Source organism: Rhizobacter sp. P5_A1 (assembly GCF_056400745.1).
This window is the reverse complement of record NZ_JBFUKR010000008.1, coordinates 128,141-144,566: the sequence shown is the minus strand read 5'-3', so window position 1 is coordinate 144,566 and position 16,426 is coordinate 128,141. Positions and strand designations below refer to the sequence as shown.

18 protein-coding genes are annotated in these 16,426 nt (G+C 68.7%); 6 read left to right on the top strand and 12 right to left on the bottom strand.

All coding sequences use genetic code 11. The annotated features are described in order from the left end of the window. The 3 genes from AC1DTW_RS11375 to fumC form a co-directional block, all read right to left on the bottom strand. A complete protein-coding gene (locus AC1DTW_RS11375) occupies positions 1 to 186 on the bottom strand; it encodes a hypothetical protein (RefSeq protein WP_477981204.1) in 186 nt (61 codons plus the stop codon). Positions 187 to 289: 103 nt separating this feature from the next. Next, complete coding sequence (gene rpiA, locus AC1DTW_RS11370; protein ID WP_477981203.1) at positions 290 to 949, bottom strand: ribose-5-phosphate isomerase RpiA; 660 nt, start codon at positions 947 to 949, stop codon at positions 290 to 292. Between the two features lie 30 nt (positions 950 to 979). Further along, positions 980 to 2,389, bottom strand: a complete 1,410-nt coding sequence (gene fumC / locus AC1DTW_RS11365; protein ID WP_477981202.1) for a class II fumarate hydratase — start codon at positions 2,387 to 2,389, stop codon at positions 980 to 982. A gap of 76 nt (positions 2,390 to 2,465) precedes the next feature. Between fumC and AC1DTW_RS11360 the strand changes: the two genes are divergently transcribed. The 3 genes from AC1DTW_RS11360 to AC1DTW_RS11350 are packed head-to-tail and all read left to right on the top strand — an operon-like array spanning position 2,466 to position 5,821. Then, on the top strand, positions 2,466 to 3,512 hold the full coding sequence (locus AC1DTW_RS11360; RefSeq protein ID WP_477981201.1) for a quinone-dependent dihydroorotate dehydrogenase: 1,047 nt from the start codon (positions 2,466 to 2,468) through the stop codon (positions 3,510 to 3,512). Beyond that, positions 3,509 to 4,903, top strand: coding sequence for a cardiolipin synthase (gene cls / locus AC1DTW_RS11355; RefSeq protein WP_477981200.1), 1,395 nt, complete (start codon positions 3,509 to 3,511; stop codon positions 4,901 to 4,903). The genes AC1DTW_RS11360 and cls overlap by 4 nt, the downstream gene beginning before the upstream one ends. 21 nt (positions 4,904 to 4,924) lie before the next feature. Beyond that, positions 4,925 to 5,821 (top strand): hypothetical protein, encoded by an 897-nt coding sequence (locus AC1DTW_RS11350; RefSeq protein WP_477981199.1) that lies wholly within the window; start codon positions 4,925 to 4,927, stop codon positions 5,819 to 5,821. 19 nt (positions 5,822 to 5,840) lie between these two features. Here the strand turns inward: AC1DTW_RS11350 and AC1DTW_RS11345 are convergent, their stop codons facing one another. Further along, positions 5,841 to 6,479 (bottom strand): 3-oxoacid CoA-transferase subunit B, encoded by a 639-nt coding sequence (locus tag AC1DTW_RS11345; protein ID WP_477981198.1) that lies wholly within the window; start codon positions 6,477 to 6,479, stop codon positions 5,841 to 5,843. A gap of 64 nt (positions 6,480 to 6,543) precedes the next feature. Beyond that, on the bottom strand, positions 6,544 to 7,251 hold the full coding sequence (locus AC1DTW_RS11340) for a CoA transferase subunit A (RefSeq protein ID WP_477981197.1): 708 nt from the start codon (positions 7,249 to 7,251) through the stop codon (positions 6,544 to 6,546). A 130-nt stretch (positions 7,252 to 7,381) separates the two neighbouring features. Between AC1DTW_RS11340 and AC1DTW_RS11335 the strand changes: the two genes are divergently transcribed. Together AC1DTW_RS11335 and AC1DTW_RS11330 are read left to right on the top strand one after the other, a co-directional pair. Beyond that, a complete protein-coding gene (locus tag AC1DTW_RS11335) occupies positions 7,382 to 7,807 on the top strand; it encodes a PaaI family thioesterase (protein WP_477981196.1) in 426 nt (141 codons plus the stop codon). Between the two features lies 1 nt (position 7,808). After that, the gene (locus AC1DTW_RS11330) at positions 7,809 to 8,378 is read left to right on the top strand and encodes a helix-turn-helix transcriptional regulator (RefSeq protein WP_477981195.1); all 570 of its coding nucleotides are present in this window, start codon (positions 7,809 to 7,811) and stop codon (positions 8,376 to 8,378) included. A gap of 3 nt (positions 8,379 to 8,381) precedes the next feature. On the opposite strand, the gene AC1DTW_RS11325 is transcribed toward AC1DTW_RS11330, so the two are convergent. The 3 genes from AC1DTW_RS11325 to AC1DTW_RS11315 are packed head-to-tail and all read right to left on the bottom strand — an operon-like array spanning position 8,382 to position 10,267. After that, positions 8,382 to 8,801: an acyl-CoA thioesterase gene (locus AC1DTW_RS11325; RefSeq protein ID WP_477981194.1), complete on the bottom strand. Its 420-nt coding sequence runs from the start codon at positions 8,799 to 8,801 to the stop codon at positions 8,382 to 8,384. A gap of 12 nt (positions 8,802 to 8,813) precedes the next feature. Then, on the bottom strand, positions 8,814 to 9,485 hold the full coding sequence (locus AC1DTW_RS11320) for a YceH family protein (protein ID WP_477981193.1): 672 nt from the start codon (positions 9,483 to 9,485) through the stop codon (positions 8,814 to 8,816). Continuing rightward, positions 9,485 to 10,267 (bottom strand): SDR family oxidoreductase, encoded by a 783-nt coding sequence (locus AC1DTW_RS11315; RefSeq protein ID WP_477981192.1) that lies wholly within the window; start codon positions 10,265 to 10,267, stop codon positions 9,485 to 9,487. Before AC1DTW_RS11315 ends, AC1DTW_RS11320 begins: the two co-directional genes overlap by 1 nt. A gap of 147 nt (positions 10,268 to 10,414) precedes the next feature. Between AC1DTW_RS11315 and AC1DTW_RS11310 the strand changes: the two genes are divergently transcribed. Further along, positions 10,415 to 12,112, top strand: coding sequence for an electron transfer flavoprotein-ubiquinone oxidoreductase (locus AC1DTW_RS11310; protein ID WP_477981191.1), 1,698 nt, complete (start codon positions 10,415 to 10,417; stop codon positions 12,110 to 12,112). 14 nt (positions 12,113 to 12,126) lie between these two features. Here AC1DTW_RS11310 and AC1DTW_RS11305 read toward each other — a convergent pair whose 3' ends face one another. From AC1DTW_RS11305 to AC1DTW_RS11290, 4 genes are read right to left on the bottom strand one after another with little or no spacing between them, the layout of a single operon-like run. After that, positions 12,127 to 12,912, bottom strand: a complete 786-nt coding sequence (locus tag AC1DTW_RS11305) for an enoyl-CoA hydratase (protein ID WP_477981190.1) — start codon at positions 12,910 to 12,912, stop codon at positions 12,127 to 12,129. Further along, entirely contained in the window at positions 12,909 to 14,564 is a 1,656-nt protein-coding gene (locus AC1DTW_RS11300) for an acyl-CoA synthetase (protein WP_477981188.1), read from the bottom strand. The genes AC1DTW_RS11305 and AC1DTW_RS11300 overlap by 4 nt, the downstream gene beginning before the upstream one ends. Further along, positions 14,561 to 15,868 (bottom strand): O-acetylhomoserine aminocarboxypropyltransferase/cysteine synthase family protein, encoded by a 1,308-nt coding sequence (locus AC1DTW_RS11295; RefSeq protein WP_477981187.1) that lies wholly within the window; start codon positions 15,866 to 15,868, stop codon positions 14,561 to 14,563. Before AC1DTW_RS11295 ends, AC1DTW_RS11300 begins: the two co-directional genes overlap by 4 nt. A gap of 10 nt (positions 15,869 to 15,878) precedes the next feature. Further along, positions 15,879 to 16,340 carry a CoA-binding protein gene (locus AC1DTW_RS11290; RefSeq protein ID WP_477981186.1) on the bottom strand — a complete coding sequence of 154 codons (462 nt, stop codon included), beginning with the start codon at positions 16,338 to 16,340 and terminating at the stop codon, positions 15,879 to 15,881. Positions 16,341 to 16,426 lie beyond the last annotated feature (86 nt).

The following is a 16,426-nucleotide window of genomic DNA, read 5'->3' as shown; positions in this document are numbered from 1 at the left end:
TCAGTGTGCGGGCGGTTGATCGTCCGCGGGCGCGGTGTCGGTGGTCGTCGCCTCGTCCCCGGTTTGCTCGTCGGGGGCGCCCTCGCCTGCCTTGCGGCCGGCTTTCTCCTTCAGCTTCTCTTCCTTCTTCTTCTTCTTGGCCAGTTCTCGCTGGCGCTTCTCGAACGAATAATTTGGTTTGGCCATGGGCCGTCCTTCCTGTCTTGAGCTGAGGTCGACGCCGGGTGCGCGCCAGACCCGAGGTTACGCGCTTTTCAGCGGCGCAATTTCGCGGCGACGACGATGCGCATCAGAAAGTCATCGTCTTGACGCCGTCGGCGGTGCCGAGCAGACACACCGAGGCCTTGTTGCGCGCGAAGATGCCGACGCCGACGACGCCCGGCCACTGGTTGATCTCGCGCTCGAGCGTCTCGGGATCGCCGATGCTCAGCCCGCGCACGTCGAGGATCTGGCCGCCGTTGTCGGTCAGCACACCGGCGCGCAGCTTCGGTTCGCCGCCGAGCGCGCGCAGCCGCCGGGCGACCAGCGCCGCCGCCATCGGGATCACCTCGACCGGCAGCGGAAAGCGCCCCAGTGTCGCGACGAGCTTGGACGCGTCGGCGATGCAGACGAAGCGCGCCGCGATGTCGGCGACGATCTTCTCGCGCGTCAAGGCCGCGCCGCCGCCCTTGATCATGTTGCCGCGGTGGTCGATCTCGTCGGCGCCGTCGATGTAGACGGCCAGCGATTCGACCTCGTTCGCGTCGACCACCTCGATGCCGAGCGCGCGCATCCGCGCCGTGCTCTGCACCGAGCTCGACACCGCCGCCCGGACACCCACCGGCATCTTCGCGAGCGCGTCGATGAAGCAGTTGACCGTCGAGCCGGTGCCCACGCCGATCACGCTGCCGGGTTCCACGTAGGCGATCGCGGCCTGCCCGACCAGGGCCTTCAGTTCGTCTTGTGTCATGCGCCGGATTATCGGCGAGCGCAGCGCGCTTCAGATCTTGCCGACCATCGCCTCCGGCCGCACCCAGGCCTCGAACTGCTCGGCCGAGACGAAGCCCGAAGCCAGCGCCGCCTCGCGCAGGCTGAGCCCCTGCGCGTGCGCCGCCTTGGCGATCTGCGCGGCCTTGTCGTAGCCGATGTGCGGGTTCAGCGCGGTGACGAGCATCAGCGAGCGCTGCAGCAGTTCGCCGATGCGCGCGCGATCGGCTTCGATGCCGCGCGCGCAGTGCGCCTCGAAGCTGAGCACGCCATCGGCAAGCAGCCGCATGCTTTGCAGCACGTTGTGGATGATCACCGGCTTGTAGACGTTGAGCTCGAAGTTGCCGGACGCGCCGGCGAGGTTGACCGCAACGTCATTGCCCATCACCTGGCAGGCGAGCATCGTCAGCGCCTCGCACTGGGTCGGATTGACCTTGCCCGGCATGATCGAGCTGCCGGGTTCGTTCTCGGGGATCGTGATCTCGCCCAAGCCTGACCGGGGGCCGGAGGCGAGCCAGCGCACGTCGTTGGCGATCTTCATCAACGAGGCCGCGAGCGTCTTCAGCGCGCCGTGCGTGAACACCAGCGCGTCGTGCGCCGCGAGCGCCTCGAACTTGTTCGGTGCCGATTCGAACGCGTAGCCGGTCGCCTGTGCGAGCTCGGCCGCGACGCGCTCGCCGAACTCCGGGTGCGTGTTCAGCCCGGTGCCGACCGCGGTACCGCCGAGCGCCAGTTCGCGCAGGTGCGGGCGCGTCGTGCGCAGGTGGCGGATGCCGTGGTCGATCTGTGCGACCCAGCCCGAGATCTCCTGGCCCAGCGTCAGCGGCGTGGCATCCTGCAGGTGCGTGCGGCCGATCTTGACGACGTCCGCGAACGCGTGCGATTTCGCGGCCAGCGTCGCGCGCAGCGTGTCGAGTGCGGGCAGCAGCCGGCCCTCGAGCGACTGCAGCGCGGCCACGCTCATGGCTGTCGGGAACACGTCGTTCGACGACTGGCCGCGGTTCACGTCGTCGTTCGGATGGACCCGACGCGCGTTGCCGATCTCGCCGCCGAGCAGCTGCGACGCGCGGTTCGCGAGCACCTCGTTGAGGTTCATGTTGGTCTGCGTGCCCGAGCCGGTCTGCCAGACCGACAGCGGGAACTGCGCGTCGTGCCGGCCGGCGAGCACTTCGTCGGCCGCGGCGACGATCGCATCGGCCTTCTTCGGATCGAGGGTGCCGAGCCCGCGGTTCACGACGGCCGCGCTGCGTTTCACGAGCGCCAGCGCATGGATCAGCTCGCGCGGCATGCGCTCGGTCGAGATCGCGAAGTGGTGCAGCGAGCGCTGGGTCTGCGCGCCCCACAGGGCGGTGTCGGCGACGGCGATGTCGCCGAAGCTGTCGTGCTCGAGTCGATGCGGTTCGGTGTCTTCGGAGGGGCTCATGGGATGACGGATCGATGGGTGGCGACAGAGGGTTTGCGCCAAAGTATGCCCGCCGGCCGCTGCCACAATGCCGTCCATGTCATTGCTGCCGTACGCGCTCGCCCGCCCTTTCCTGTTCGGCCTCGATCCCGAACAGGCGCACGAACTGACGCTGGACTCGCTCGCGCGCCTGCAGAACACGCCGCTGCGATGCCTGTGGCAGCAGCCACGCGTGGACGACCCGGTCGAGGTCGCCGGGCTGCGCTTCCCGAACCGCATCGGCCTGGCCGCCGGTCTCGACAAGAACGGCCGTTGCATCGACGGCCTCGGCGCGATCGGCTTCGGCTTCATCGAGGTCGGGACCGTGACGCCAAAGGCCCAGCCCGGCAACCCGAAGCCGCGCATGTTCCGCCTGCCCGAGGCGAACGCGCTGATCAACCGGCTCGGCTTCAACAACGACGGCCTCGATACGTTCGTCGCGAACGTGAAGCGCGCGCGCTTTCGTCGAGGCGGCGGCATCCTCGGCCTGAACATCGGCAAGAACGCCGCGACGCCGATCGAGAATGCCGTCGACGACTACCTGCTGTGCCTGGACGGCGTCTACCCGCATGCCGACTACGTGACGCTGAACATCTCGAGCCCGAACACGAAGAACCTGCGCGCGCTGCAGGCCGACGCCGCGCTCGATGCGCTGCTCGACGCGGTGCAGGAACGTCGCACGCGGCTCGCCGCGCAGCACGGCCGCCGCGTGCCGGTGTTCCTGAAGATCGCGCCCGACCTCGACGACGCGCAGGTCGCCGCGATCGCCGCGACCTTGCAACGCCACGCGATCGATGGCGTGATCGCGACCAACACGACGATCGCGCGCGACGCGGTCAAGCACCTGCGCCACGGCGACGAGGCCGGCGGGCTGTCCGGCGCACCGGTCTTCGCGGCCTCGAACCGCGTCATCGCGCAACTGCGCGCGGCGCTCGGCCCAGCCTTCCCGATCATCGGCGTGGGTGGCGTGATGAGCGCGGCCGATGCGCAGGCCAAGGTTGCGGCCGGCGCGGACCTGGTCCAGATCTACACCGGCTTCATCTATCAAGGCCCGCCGCTGATCGCCGCCGCGGCACGTGCGCTCGCACGGGGAGCGCCTGCGTGAGCCGGCGCGCGCCTCGGGCGCTGACGATCGGCCTGTGTGTCGCCGCGCTTGCGCTGCTCGGCGGCTGCGGCGCGCTGCCGCGCATCGTGCCCGACATGGCGCGCGCCGCCCCCGCGCCGCAGCTCGACGGCGCGCGCGGGCCGCTCTCGGCCGCACGCAGCAAGGAGATCCTCGACGGGCTGCGCGCGAGCGGGCGCAACACCGACGTCCTCGGCCGCCACCTCGCGCTCGAGGCCGCACTGTCGGACAGCCCGCTGAGCGCCGGCAACAAGGTCCAGCTGCTGCAGGATGGCCCGAGCACCTACCAGGCGATGTTCGCGGCGATCGAGGCGGCGCGCGACCACATCAACCTCGAAACCTACATCCTCGACGACGACCCGATCGGCCGGCGCTTCGCCGCGGCGCTGATCGCGAAGCAGCGCGCCGGCGTGCAGGTCAACCTGATCCGCGACAGCGTGGGCACGCTGCGCACACCGGCGGCGTTCTTCGAGGAGCTGCGCAGCGCGGGCATCGCGATCGTGGTCTTCAACCCGGTCAACCCATTGACCGCGAAGGCCGGGTGGGACGTGAACCAGCGCGACCACCGCAAGCTGCTGATCGTCGACGGCAAGACAGCGTTCACCGGTGGCATCAACATCAGCAGCGTCTACAGCTCGAGCGGCTCGCGCGCCGAGCCTTCGACCGGCCGCCCCGGCAGCGAGCTGCCGTGGCGCGACACCGACCTGCAGGTCGACGGCCCGGTCGTCGCCGAATTCCAGAAGCTCTTCATCGAGACCTGGGAAAAGCAGAAAGGCCCGTCGCTCGCGAAGCGCCGCTACTACCCGCCGTTGACGCGCCAGGGCGACGAGGTCGTGCACGCGATCGCCGGTGCGCCCGACGAACCCTACAGCCTGATCTATGCGACGCTGATCTCGGCGATCGATTCGGCCGAGAAGGAAGTGCTGGTGACGAACGCCTACTTCGTTCCCGACCCGCAGTTGGTGGCTTCGCTGAAAGGCGCGGTCGCGCGCGGTGTCGACGTGAAGCTCGTGCTGCCGGCGGTGACCGATTCGGCCCTGGTGCTGCACGCCGGCCGCTCCAACTACGACGAGCTGCTGCGCGGCGGCATCAAGATCTACGAGCGCCAGAACGCGCTGCTGCACTCGAAGACCGCGCTGATCGACGGCGTCTGGTCGACGGTGGGGTCTACTAACCTCGACTGGCGCAGCTTTCTGCACAATCAGGAAGTGAATGCGGTGGTGCTCGGCAACGCGTTCGGTCAGCGCATGCGAGCCGCATTCGACGCAGACCTCGCGGCATCGAATCCGGTCACGCTGGCGCAGTGGGAGCAGCGCTCCCCGCTGCAGCGCATGAAGGAGATGTTCGGGCGCCTGTGGCAGTACTGGCTCTGACCGGCCGACGGGAGACAAGCCATGAAGACATCGTCGCCAAGGCGAGCCGCGATGCTCGCGATCACGTTCGCGCTGTGGCTGATCGGTGCGCCGCTCGCGCTGGCACAAGATGCCGTCGCGCTGCGCGCCAGGCACGACAGCTTGCGCGAGAAGCTCGCGAGCAACCCGTTCCAGCGGCCGCTGGTGCTGGAGTCGACGCAGAATTCGGGTGACCTGAAGGGCGAGGTCTACGCGGTCGTCGAGCAGCCGTTCAGCGTCGTCGGCCCGGCCCTGCAGGGCATGGATCACTGGTGCGATCTGCTGATCCTGCACCTGAACGTGAAGGGCTGCAGCAGCGCTGGCAAGCCACCGGCCGAGGTGCTCAGCCTGGTCGTCGGGCGCAAGTTCGACCAGCCGCTGGACGAAGCCTACAAGGTCGACTTCGCCTACAGCGTGCCGGCCGCGACGGCCGACTACCTGCGCGTGCAGATGGCCGCCGAGAGCGGCCCGATGAGCACGCGCAACTACCGGCTCGCGCTCGAGGCGGTGCCGCTCGATTCGAACCGCAGCTTCGTCCACATGTCGTATGCCTACGCCTACGGCGCGGCGGCCAGGTTCGCGATGAGCGCCTACCTCGCGACCGCGGGGCGCGACAAGGTCGGCTTCAGCGTCGTCGGCAAGGGCGAGGACGGCAAGCCGATCTACATCGACGGCGTGCGTGGCGTGGTCGAGCGCAACACGATGCGCTACTACCTCGCGATCGAGGCCTACCTCGGCTCGTTGTCGGCGTCGCCCGGCGAGCAGCAGGAGAAGCGGTTGCGCGACTGGTACGCCGCGACCGAGCGCCACGCGCGGCAGCTGCACGAGATGGAGCGCGACGAGTACCTGACGATGAAGCGCAGCGAGCTGCAGCGGCAGCGCACAGGCGCGGCGCGCTGAGGCGGCGACCCTCAGACGCTCAAAGCACCGGCACCCCGGTCTTCGATTGCAGCTCTTCGCGCGTCACGCCCTCGGCGAGCTCGACGAGCTTCAGGCCCTGCGGCGTCACGTCGAGCACCGCGAGGTCGGTGATGATGCGGTTGACGACGCCGACGCCGGTCAGCGGCAGCGTGCACTCGGGGACGATCTTCAGGTCGATCGTGCCATCCTTCTTCTTCGCGACGTGCTCCATCAGCACCAGCACGCGCGCGACGCCGGCGACCAGGTCCATCGCACCGCCCATGCCCTTGACCATCTTGCCCGGGATCATCCAGTTCGCCAGGTCGCCCTTGCCGCTGACCTGCATCGCGCCGAGGATCGACAGGTTGATCTTGCCGCCGCGGATCATCGCGAAGCTGTCGTGCGACCCGAAGATCGACGAGCCCGGCAAGGTCGTCACGGTCTGCTTGCCGGCGTTGATCAGGTCGGCGTCGACCTGGTCCTCGGTCGGGAACGGGCCGATGCCCAGCATGCCGTTCTCGCTCTGCAGCCAGACCTCGATGTCGGGCGAAACGAAATTCGCGACCATCGTCGGCAACCCGATGCCCAGGTTGACATAGAAGCCGTCCTGCAGCTCCTGCGCGGCGCGTGCCGCCATTTGATCGTGCGTCCAGGCCATGAGGGCCTCCTTCGGAGTAAGACGATGGCGGGTTCCTTGCGGAACCCTTGAAGGGGGTGTCCGGCTAGACGCCGGCCTTGGGTGTGATCGTGCGCTTCTCGATGCGCTTCTCGGGGTGTGCGTTGAGCACGATGCGATGCACGTAGATGCCGGCGAGATGCACGGCGTCCGGGTCGAGCGAACCGGTCTCGACGATCTCTTCGACCTCGACGATCGTGGTCTTGCCGGCCATCGCGCAGGCCGGATTGAAGTTGCGCGCGGTGCGGCGGAAGATCAGGTTGCCGCTCTTGTCGGCCTTCCAGGCCTTGACCAGCGCGACCTCGGGCACGAGGGCCCGCTCCATCACGTAGGTGTGGCCGTCGAACTCGCGCAGCTCCTTGCCCTCGGCCACCAGCGTGCCGACGCCGGTCTTCGTGAAGAACGCCGGGATGCCGGCGCCGCCGGCGCGCAGCTTCTCGGCCAGCGTGCCCTGCGGCGTGAACTCGAGCTCGAGTTCGCCGGCCAGGTACTGGCGCTCGAACTCCTTGTTCTCGCCGACATAGCTCGAGATCATCCGCTTGATCTGGCGCGTTTCGAGCAGCAGGCCGAGGCCGAAGCCGTCGACGCCGGCGTTGTTCGAGATCACCGTCAGCCCCTTGACGCCCGAGTCGCGCAGCGCCGCAATCAGCGCCTCGGGGATGCCGCACAGGCCGAAGCCGCCGACGGCCATCAGCTGGCCATCCTTCACGACACCCTGGAGCGCGGCATCCGCGCTGGGGAAGACTTTGTTCATTCGGGGGTCTCCTGGAAACAGGCAGAGGTTGCAGCGCGGGAGCGTACTACGTAACGACTTAAGTAGTCGTTACGTAGAATCGCTTAAGCATATTTCCCCATCCCCGCAAGACCTCCCGCGCGAGCCCACGATGCCATCTTCCGCCCCGTTCGACACCGCCTTTCTCGAAGCCGCGCTGCGCGATGTGTTCGCCGAATGGGTGCGGATGCTGGCGCTGCGGCTGATCGACGCGCGGCCCGGCGAGGTCGTGCTGGCGCTGCCGGTGGCCGCGCGCCACATCCACGCCGGCAACGTGATGTCGGGCCAGACCTTGATGGCCGCGGCCGACACGGCGATGGTGCTGGCGGTGATGTCCAAGCTCGGCGAGTTCAGGCCGATGACGACGGTGCAGCTGCAGACGACCTTTCTGCGCCCGATCGGCGCCGATGCCGGCGAGGCACGCGTCGCAGCGACGGTGCTGCGGCTGGGCAAGACCTTGGCATTCGGCGAGATCCGCATCACGACCGGCGACGACGTGCTCGCAGCACATTCAACGACGACCTACGCGCTGCTCTGACGTGAACGCAGCCCGAACCGAACTCGACTACCGCAGCGCGTTCGATCTCGCGCCGATCGGCCTGGTGCTGTCGCGCAACCGCTTGATGGTCGACTGCAACCGCGAGGTGCTCGAGATGTTCGGCGCGGCCCGCGACGAGCTGCTCGGCCACAGCTTCGAGCTGCTGTACCCGACCCACGACGAGTTCGAGCGCACCGGGGCGCGCATCGTCGCGAGCCTGAACACGAACGGGTGGTACGCCGACGAGCGCGTGATGAAGCGTGTCGGCGGCGCGCAGCGCGGCGAGCTGTTCTGGTGCCACGTGTCGGGCCGCGCGCTCGACCCGGCGCTGCCGCACGCCGCGGGCATCTGGTCGTTCGAAGACCTCTCGGCGAAACGGCGCGTCGGCGTCGAGCTGACGCCACGCGAGCGCGAGATCGCCGCGCTGGTGATCGAGGGACTGACGAGCAAACTGATCGGCAAGCGCCTCGCGATCAGCCCGCGCACCGTCGATGTCTATCGCGCGCGGCTGATGAAGAAGCATCGCGCCAGCACCACGCCGGAGCTGGTGCACAAGCTGCTGCGCGCCTGAGCGCTATTCGACGAGGCGGCGCACCGCGTCCGGCAGCGGCGCGGACTTCTGCTGCGCGTAGTTCACCCAGACCGTCTTCGCGCCGCCGGAAGCGCAGATCGCGCCCGGCGCATCGGTTCGTTCGAGCGTGATGAAGGCTTCGAAACTGCTGCGGCCGGGGTTCGCGACATAGTGCTTCGCGAGCAGGTCGCCGGGGTACTGCAGCTGCTGGATGAAGTTGCAGAACGCATTGACGATCACGGGGCCGTTGCCTTCGGCGTCGCGCGCGGCGCCGATCTTGAACAGCCACTCGAGCCGCACCGTTTCCATGTAGCGGAAGTAGATCGTGTTGTTGACATGGCCCATCGCGTCCATGTCGCCCCAGCGGATCGGGATCACCATCTCGAGCGTGAGCTTCTTCGGTTCGGGCAAATCGAATCGCATGTCGGCTCCTGTTCAGGTTCGCGCCACGCCGAGCTCGCCGTAGAGCCGTTCGACGAGGCCACGCAGCTCCGTCAGCTCGGCCTGCATCGCGTGCTGCTGCGTCTTCAGCGCGGCGATCTCGCTGGCGGCGACGAAGTCGGCCGAGTCGGTTGCGACCGGCATCGCGGAGACGTCGACCGCACCGCAGAGCAGCTGCGCCCAGCGCGGCTCGCGCGCACCGGGCGCACGCGGCAGCCTGACGACGAGCGCCCCGCCCTTCTCGGCCGGCCTCAGCGCGAGCTCGTCGAGAAAGCCTTCGACCGACGACAGATCGGCGAAACGGTGCAGGCGCTCGGACGCCGTGCGCAGCTCGGAGACCGTCTGCGGCCCGCGCAGCACCAGCGTCGCCAGCAGCGCGACCGACTGCGACGGCAGCGCGAGCGCGCGCCCCGCGTTGTGCTCGTAGCGCGTGACGCGCGAGCCGCTCGCCTCGAACACGAGGTGCAGCGCCTTCAGTGCATCGACCGCTTCCTGCACCTCGGCCTCGGCGGCATTCAGCACCGGCTCACGCGCGGTCTTCTGATTGCAGCCCAGCGTCAGCGAGTTCAGCGACAGCGGGTAGCTGTCGGGCACGGTGTGCGCTTTCTCGATCAGGACGCCGAGGACGCGCGCCTCGAGGACCGACAAGGCCCGAAGCTGCACCATCAGACTCCGAACCCGTCGTCCGCCTGGATCACGGCGCCGTTGACGAAGTGGCTCTCGTTCGCGCACAGCATCATCAGCACGACGTCCAGATCCTGCGGTTGGCCGACGCGCTTGCGCGGTAGCATCGCGATCAGCTTCTGGCCCTGCTCGGTGTCCCACTGGTGGTGGTTGATCTCGGTGTCGATGTAGCCGGGGCAGATCGCGTTGACGTTGATGCCGTAGCGGCCCCACTCGAGCGCCATCGCGCGCGTCATGTGCACGACCGCAGCCTTGCTCATCGCGTAGACGCCGATGCGGCTCAGCGGCTTCAGGCCCGCCATCGACGCGATGTTGACGATGCGCCCGCCCGTGAAGGTGCCCGGCGCCGCGCCCTTGGCGCGCGCGATCATGCGTTTGCCGACTTCCTGCGCGACGAAGAAGGCGCCCCGGGTGTTGGTGCCGAACACGTAGTCATAGTCGTCCTCGGTGACCTCGGTCAGCATCTGCGTCGTGCCGACCCCGGAGTTGTTGACCAGGATGTCGATCGTGCCCATCTCGGTCTCGGCATGCGCGACCGCGGCCTTGATGCTGTCGCGGTCGGTCACGTCGAGCGCGACGACATGAGCGTCGCCGCCCTCGGCCTGGATCTCGGCGCGCAGCGCCTTGAGCCGCTCGACGCGGCGGCCCGCCAGCACGACACCCGCGCCGGCCTTCGCAAGCGTCTTCGCGAACTGCGCGCCGAGGCCGCTCGATGCGCCCGTCACGAGCGCGACACGGCCTGACAGATCGATGTTGTAGCTCATGGTTCGGACTCCGCAGCGCATTGGTGAATGCGTGGGAACGATAGCACGCAGGCTCGCGTTCGAGAGCCCTCTCCAGACCGTCGAACGATCGTTCGATTCGCATCCCACGCCCGTAGAATTGCCCGCAAACGACACCAAGGAATCCGCATGACGCCCGCAGAAATCCTCGCCGAACACGGCCCGCGCGAAGCGATGGAATACGATGTCGTGATCGTCGGCGGCGGCCCTGGCGGCCTGGCCGCCGCGATCAAGCTGAAGCAGCTCGCGGCCGAGCAAGGCAAGGAGGTCTCGGTCGTCGTGCTCGAGAAGGGCTCGGAGCCCGGCGCGCACATTCTCAGCGGCGCCGTGATGGACCCGCGCGCATTGACCGAGCTGCTGCCGAACTGGAAGGACCTCGGCGCGCCGCTGAACCAGCCGGTCACCTCCGACCAGTTGCTCGTGCTGACCGAAACCGGCGCGTTCTCGACGCCGAAGCCGCTGATTCCCGAGTGCTTCGACAACCACGGCAACTACGTCATCAGCCTGGGCAACGTCGTGCGCTGGCTCAGCGGGCAGGCCGAAGGCCTGGGCGTCGAGATCTTTCCCGGCTTCGCGGCGACCGAGGTGCTCTACAACGATGACGGCAGCGTCAAGGGCATCGCGACCGGCAACATGGGCGTCGGCAAGGACGGCGTGCCGACCGGCGACTTCCAGCTCGGCATGGAGCTGCACGCGAAGTACACGATCTTCGCCGAAGGCGCGCGCGGCCAGCTCGGCCGGCAGCTGATCGAGCGCTTCAAGCTCGACGCCGGCCGCGACCCGCAGTCGTACGCGCTCGGCGTCAAGGAACTCTGGGAGATCGACCCGGCGAAGCACCAGCCCGGCCTCGTGATCCACACCGCCGGCTGGCCGATGGACACGATGACCTACGGCGGTGGCTTCATGTACCACCTCGAAGACAACAAGGTCACGCTCGGGCTGGTCGTCGGCCTCGACTACACGAACCCGTGGCTGAGCCCGTTCGAGGAAATGCAGCGCTGGAAGACGCACCCGCGCATCAAGGCCTTCCTCGAAGGCGGCAAGCGCATCGGCTACGGCGCGCGGGCGATCACCGCGGGCGGTCTGCTGAGCCTGCCCAAGCTGGTATTCCCTGGCGGCGCGCTGGTCGGCTGCGAGGCCGGCACGCTGAACGCGGCGCGCATCAAGGGCAGCCACGCGGCGATCAAGACCGGCATGCTCGCCGCCGAGGCGGCCTTTGCGGCGGTCACGTCCGGTCGCCAGCACGACGTGCTCAACGCCTACCCGGCCGCGTTCCAGAACAGCTGGCTGCACGACGAACTCGACCGCTCGCGCAACTTCAAGCAGTGGTTCAAGAAGGGCCTGTACGTCGGTTCGCTGATGACCGGCATCGAGCACTGGCTGCTGCCGTTGATGGGCGTGAAGGCGCCGCCGTGGACGATCCACCGCACCGAGCCCGACCACGCACGGCTCAGGCCGGCCGCCGAGTGCCCGCAGATCAGCTACCCGAAACCCGACGGCAAGCTCACGTTCGACCGCCTGTCGAGCGTCTTCATCAGCAACACCAACCACGGCGAGAACCAGCCCGCGCACCTGACGCTGAAGGACGCCGGCGTGCCCGTGAGCGTGAACCTCGCGAAGTACGCCGGCCCCGAGAGCCGCTACTGCCCGGCCGGCGTCTACGAGTTCGTGAAGAACGCCGACAGTGATGGGAAAGAGCGCGACCGGCTGCAGATCAACGCGCAGAACTGCGTGCACTGCAAGACCTGCGACATCAAGGATCCGACGCAGAACATCGTCTGGGTCGCACCGGAGGGCGGCGGCGGGCCGAACTACTCCGGCATGTGACGGCGTGATGCTGATCAGCGCCAGTCCGGCGGCCGCTTCTCGATGAAGGCCTGCACGCCCTCGAGTGCGCTGGCGTCCATCATGTTGCAGGCCATGGTCTGCGCCGCGTCGTCGTAGGCGGCCTCGATGCCGGTCTCGAGCTGGCGGTAGAAGAGCTGCTTGCCGAGCGCCACCGCGACGCGCGGTTTCGCGACGATGCTGGCGACCAGCGACTCGACTTCGGCGTCGAGCTGCCCTGGCGCCGCGACGCGGTTCACGAGGCCCTTCTGCTGCGCCTGCGCGGCGCTGACGAACTCGCCGGTCACGAGCATCTCGAACGCCGCCTTGCGCTGCAGGTTGCGCGACAACGCGACGCCCGGGGTCGAGCAGAACAACCCGAGGTTCACGCCGCTGACCGCGAAGCGCGCGTCGCTCGCGGCGACGGCCAGGTCGCACATCGCGACCAGCTGGCAGCCGGCCGCCGTCGCGATGCCCTGCACGCGCGCGATCACCGGCAGCGGCAGGCGCTGCACGCTCAGCATCATCTGGGCGCACTGGGCGAACAGGCGCTGGTAGTAGGCGAGCGACGGATCGGCGCGCATCTCCTTCAGGTCGTGGCCGGCGCAGAACGCCTTGCCGGCGGCCGCGAGGACGACGACGCGCGCCCCATCGTCCGCGGCAACGCTGTCGAGCGCCTGCTGCAGCGCTTCCAGCATCGCTTCGGAAAGCGCGTTGAAGGCCTGCGGCCGGTTCAGCGTCAATGTGACCACGCCGCGCGCGTCGCGCGTGCGCAGCACCAGCGGTTCGGCGCCCGGATTCATCCTCGGTTCTCCTTCGCGGGTTCGCGTGCTCTTTCACGCAGCGCGAACTTCTGGATCTTGCCGGTCGAGGTCTTCGGAATTTCCTCGAAGCGCACCTCGCGCGGCAGCTTGTAGCCGGCCAGCAATGCCCTGCAGTGGGCGATCAGATCGCCGGCGCTGACCTGCGCGTCGGGCTTGAGCTCGACGAAGGCGATCGGCGTCTCGCCCCATTTGTCGTCGGGCCGCGCGACCACTGCGCAGGCGAGGACGGCCGGGTGCCGGTACAACGCATCCTCGACCTCGAGCGAGCTGATGTTCTCGCCGCCGGAGATGATGATGTCCTTGCTGCGGTCCTTGATCTTGACGTAGCGGTCGGGCTCCATCACCGCGAGGTCGCCGGTGTGGAACCAGCCGCCCTCGAAGGCCGTCTCGGTCGCGGCCGGATTCTTCAGGTAGCCCTTCATCACGATATTGCCGCGGAACATGATCTCGCCCATCGTCTCGCCGTCGGCGGGCGTCTCGACCCTGTCCTCGGCGCCCATCACGGTCATGCCTTCCTGCAGGCCGTAGCGCACGCCCTGGCGGCCGTTCAGGCGCGTCTGCTCGGACAGCGACTCCGTGGCCCAGCTGTCGCGCTTGACCGCGACCGCCGCCGGGCCGTAGACCTCGGTCAGCCCGTAGACGTGCGTGATGTCGAAGCCGATCTTCGCCATGCCTTCGATCATCGACGCCGGCGGCGCCGCGCCGGCGACCATGCCGCGGACCTTCTGCCCGATCCCGGCGCGCAGCTCGGGCGGCGCTGCGATCAGCAGGTTGTGCACGATCGGCGCGGCGCAATAGTGATCGACGCCGTGCTCGCGCATCGCCGCGAGGATGCTGGTCGCGTCGACCTTGCGCAGGCAGACGTGCGTGCCGCCGAGCAGCGCGACCGTCCACGGGAAGCACCAGCCGTTGCAGTGGAACATCGGCAGGGTCCAGAGGTACTTCGGGAAGTGCGGCATCGTCCAGGTCGCGGCGTTGCTGACCGCGTTCAGGTAGGCGCCGCGGTGGTGCGTCACGACGCCCTTCGGGTCGCCGGTCGTGCCCGAGGTGTACGAGACCGCGATCGCGTCCCACTCGTCCTGCGGGCCCTCGAGCCGCGCGAGCGGCGCGTGCGCGGCGAGCAACGCTTCGTACTCGTGCGTGCCGAGGCGCTCGCCGGCGCCGAGGTACTCGCTGTCGGCCACGTCGATCACGACCGGCGCGCGGCCATGCTCGTCGCGCAGCAGGCGCAGTGCGGTGCGCATGACCGGCGCGAACTCGCGATCGGTGATCAGCACCTTGGCCTCGCAATGGTTCATCTGCCAGGCGAGCAGCGGTGCGTCCAGGCGCGTGTTCAACGTGTTCAGCACCGCGTTCAGCGCCGGCGCCGCGTAGTGCGCCTCGACCATCTCGGGCGTGTTCGGCAGCATCACGCTGACGGTGTCGCCGCGCTCGACGCCGAGCGCGCGCAGCGCCGCGGCGAGCCGCGCCGAGCGATCGCGCAGGCTGCGCCAGTCGTATCGGCGCGCGCCGTGGATCACCGCAGGCAGGTCGCCGAAGACCTCGGCGCTGCGCTCGACGAAGCTGCTCGGCGACAGCGCGACGAAGTTCGCGGCCGTCTTCGGCAGGCCTTGTTCGTAGATGTTCGTCATCGCGTGTCTCCGCTCGCGGCGAGTGCCTGATCAATGTCCCACAGGATGTCGTCGATGTGCTCGATCCCGACCGAGATGCGCACCATGTCCGGCAGCACGCCGGCGGCGCGTTGCTGCGTCTCGTCGAGTTGCCGATGCGTCGTCGAGGCCGGGTGGATGATCAAGGTGCGCGTGTCGCCGATGTTCGCGAGGTGGCTCATGAACCGCGCCGCCTCGATGAACCGGACCCCCGCCGCGACCCCGCCCTTGACGCCGAACGCGAGCAGCCCCGACACGCCGGGTGCACCATCGACCCCGCGCATCTGCCGCACGGCCAGCGCGTGCTGCGGGTGATCGGCCAGCCCCGGATAGTTGACCCAGCCGACACGCGGGTGCGCCTGCAGAAACGCCGCGACCTGGCGTGCGTTCGTGCAATGCCGCTCCATCCGCACCGGCAGCGTCTCGACACCCTGCAGGATCTGCCACGCGCTCATCGGCGCGAGCGCCGCGCCGTACACGCGCAGCGTCTCCATGCGCGCGCGCATCGTGAAGCCGAAATCGCCGAAGGTCTCGAAGAACTTGACGCCGTGGTAGCCGGGCGACGGCTCGGTCATGCCCGGGAACTTGCCGTTGTCCCACGGGAACTTGCCGCTCTCGACGATCACGCCGCCGAGCGTCGTGCCGTGGCCGGCGAGGTACTTGGTCGCCGAGTGCACGACGATGTCGGCGCCGAAGCGGATCGGGTTGCACAGGAACGGCGACGGCACCGTGTTGTCGACGATCAGCGGCACGCCGTGCGCGTGCGCGACCTCGGCGACCGCGGCGATGTCGAGCACCGAAAGGCTCGGGTTGCCCAGGCTCTCGGCGAACACCGCGCGGGTGTTCGGCCGCATCGCGGCGGCGAAGGCCTCGGGCGAATTGGCGTCGACGAAGCTGGTCGCGATACCGAGCTTCGCGAGGTTCACCGCCAGCATGCTGACCGAACCGCCGTACAGCGCGCCGGCCGCGACGACGTGATCGCCCTGCTGCAGCAAGGTCAGCAGCGCGATCGACTCGGCCGCCATGCCGCTGGCCGATGCGAGGCCGGCACGGCCGCCCTCGAGCGCGGCGACCCTTTCCTCGAGCGCCGCGACGGTCGGGTTCGACAGCCGCGAGTACACGTTGCCGAAGGTCTGCAGGTTGAACAGGCTCGCCGCATGCTCGGCGCTGTCGAACACGAAGCTGGTGGTCTGGTAGATCGGCAACGCACGCGCACCGGTCGCGGCATCGGGGATCTGGCCGGCGTGGATCGCCAGCGTCTCGGGGCGGTATGCGTGATCGGCCATGGCGCAGCGCCTAGACCGGTCGTTGCGCGGAGATCACGCGCGTGTTGACGCCGGCCCAGTGCAGGCCGCCGAACAGCCGCGCGTGCTCGATCTTGACGCAGCGGTCCATCACGGCGTCGAGACCGGCGGCGCGTGCGATCTCGGCGGCTTCGTGGTTCACGACGCCGATCTGCTGCCACAGACAGCGCGCGCCGATCGCGACGGCCTCGCGCGCGATCGGCAGCACGTCTTCGGTGCGCCGGAAGACGTCGACCAGGTCGATCGGCACATCGATCGCCTCGAGGTTCGGGTAGCAGCGCTCGCCGAGCACCTCGGCGTAGCGCGGGTTCACCGGCACGATGCGGTAGCCATGCTGCTGCATGTACTTGGCCGCGAAGTGGCTCGGCCGGTGCCATTCGGCCGAGAGGCCCACGACCGCGATCGTGCGGCACTCGCGCAGGATGCGGCGCAGCGTGGGGATGTCGTCGGTCATGGTCGCGCCTTCATGTCGGCCGACCTTACCCGAACTGGGCAACGCGGGTCAAAGCCCGCTCGCCGCCCTCTATTTCGTCAGGTCGT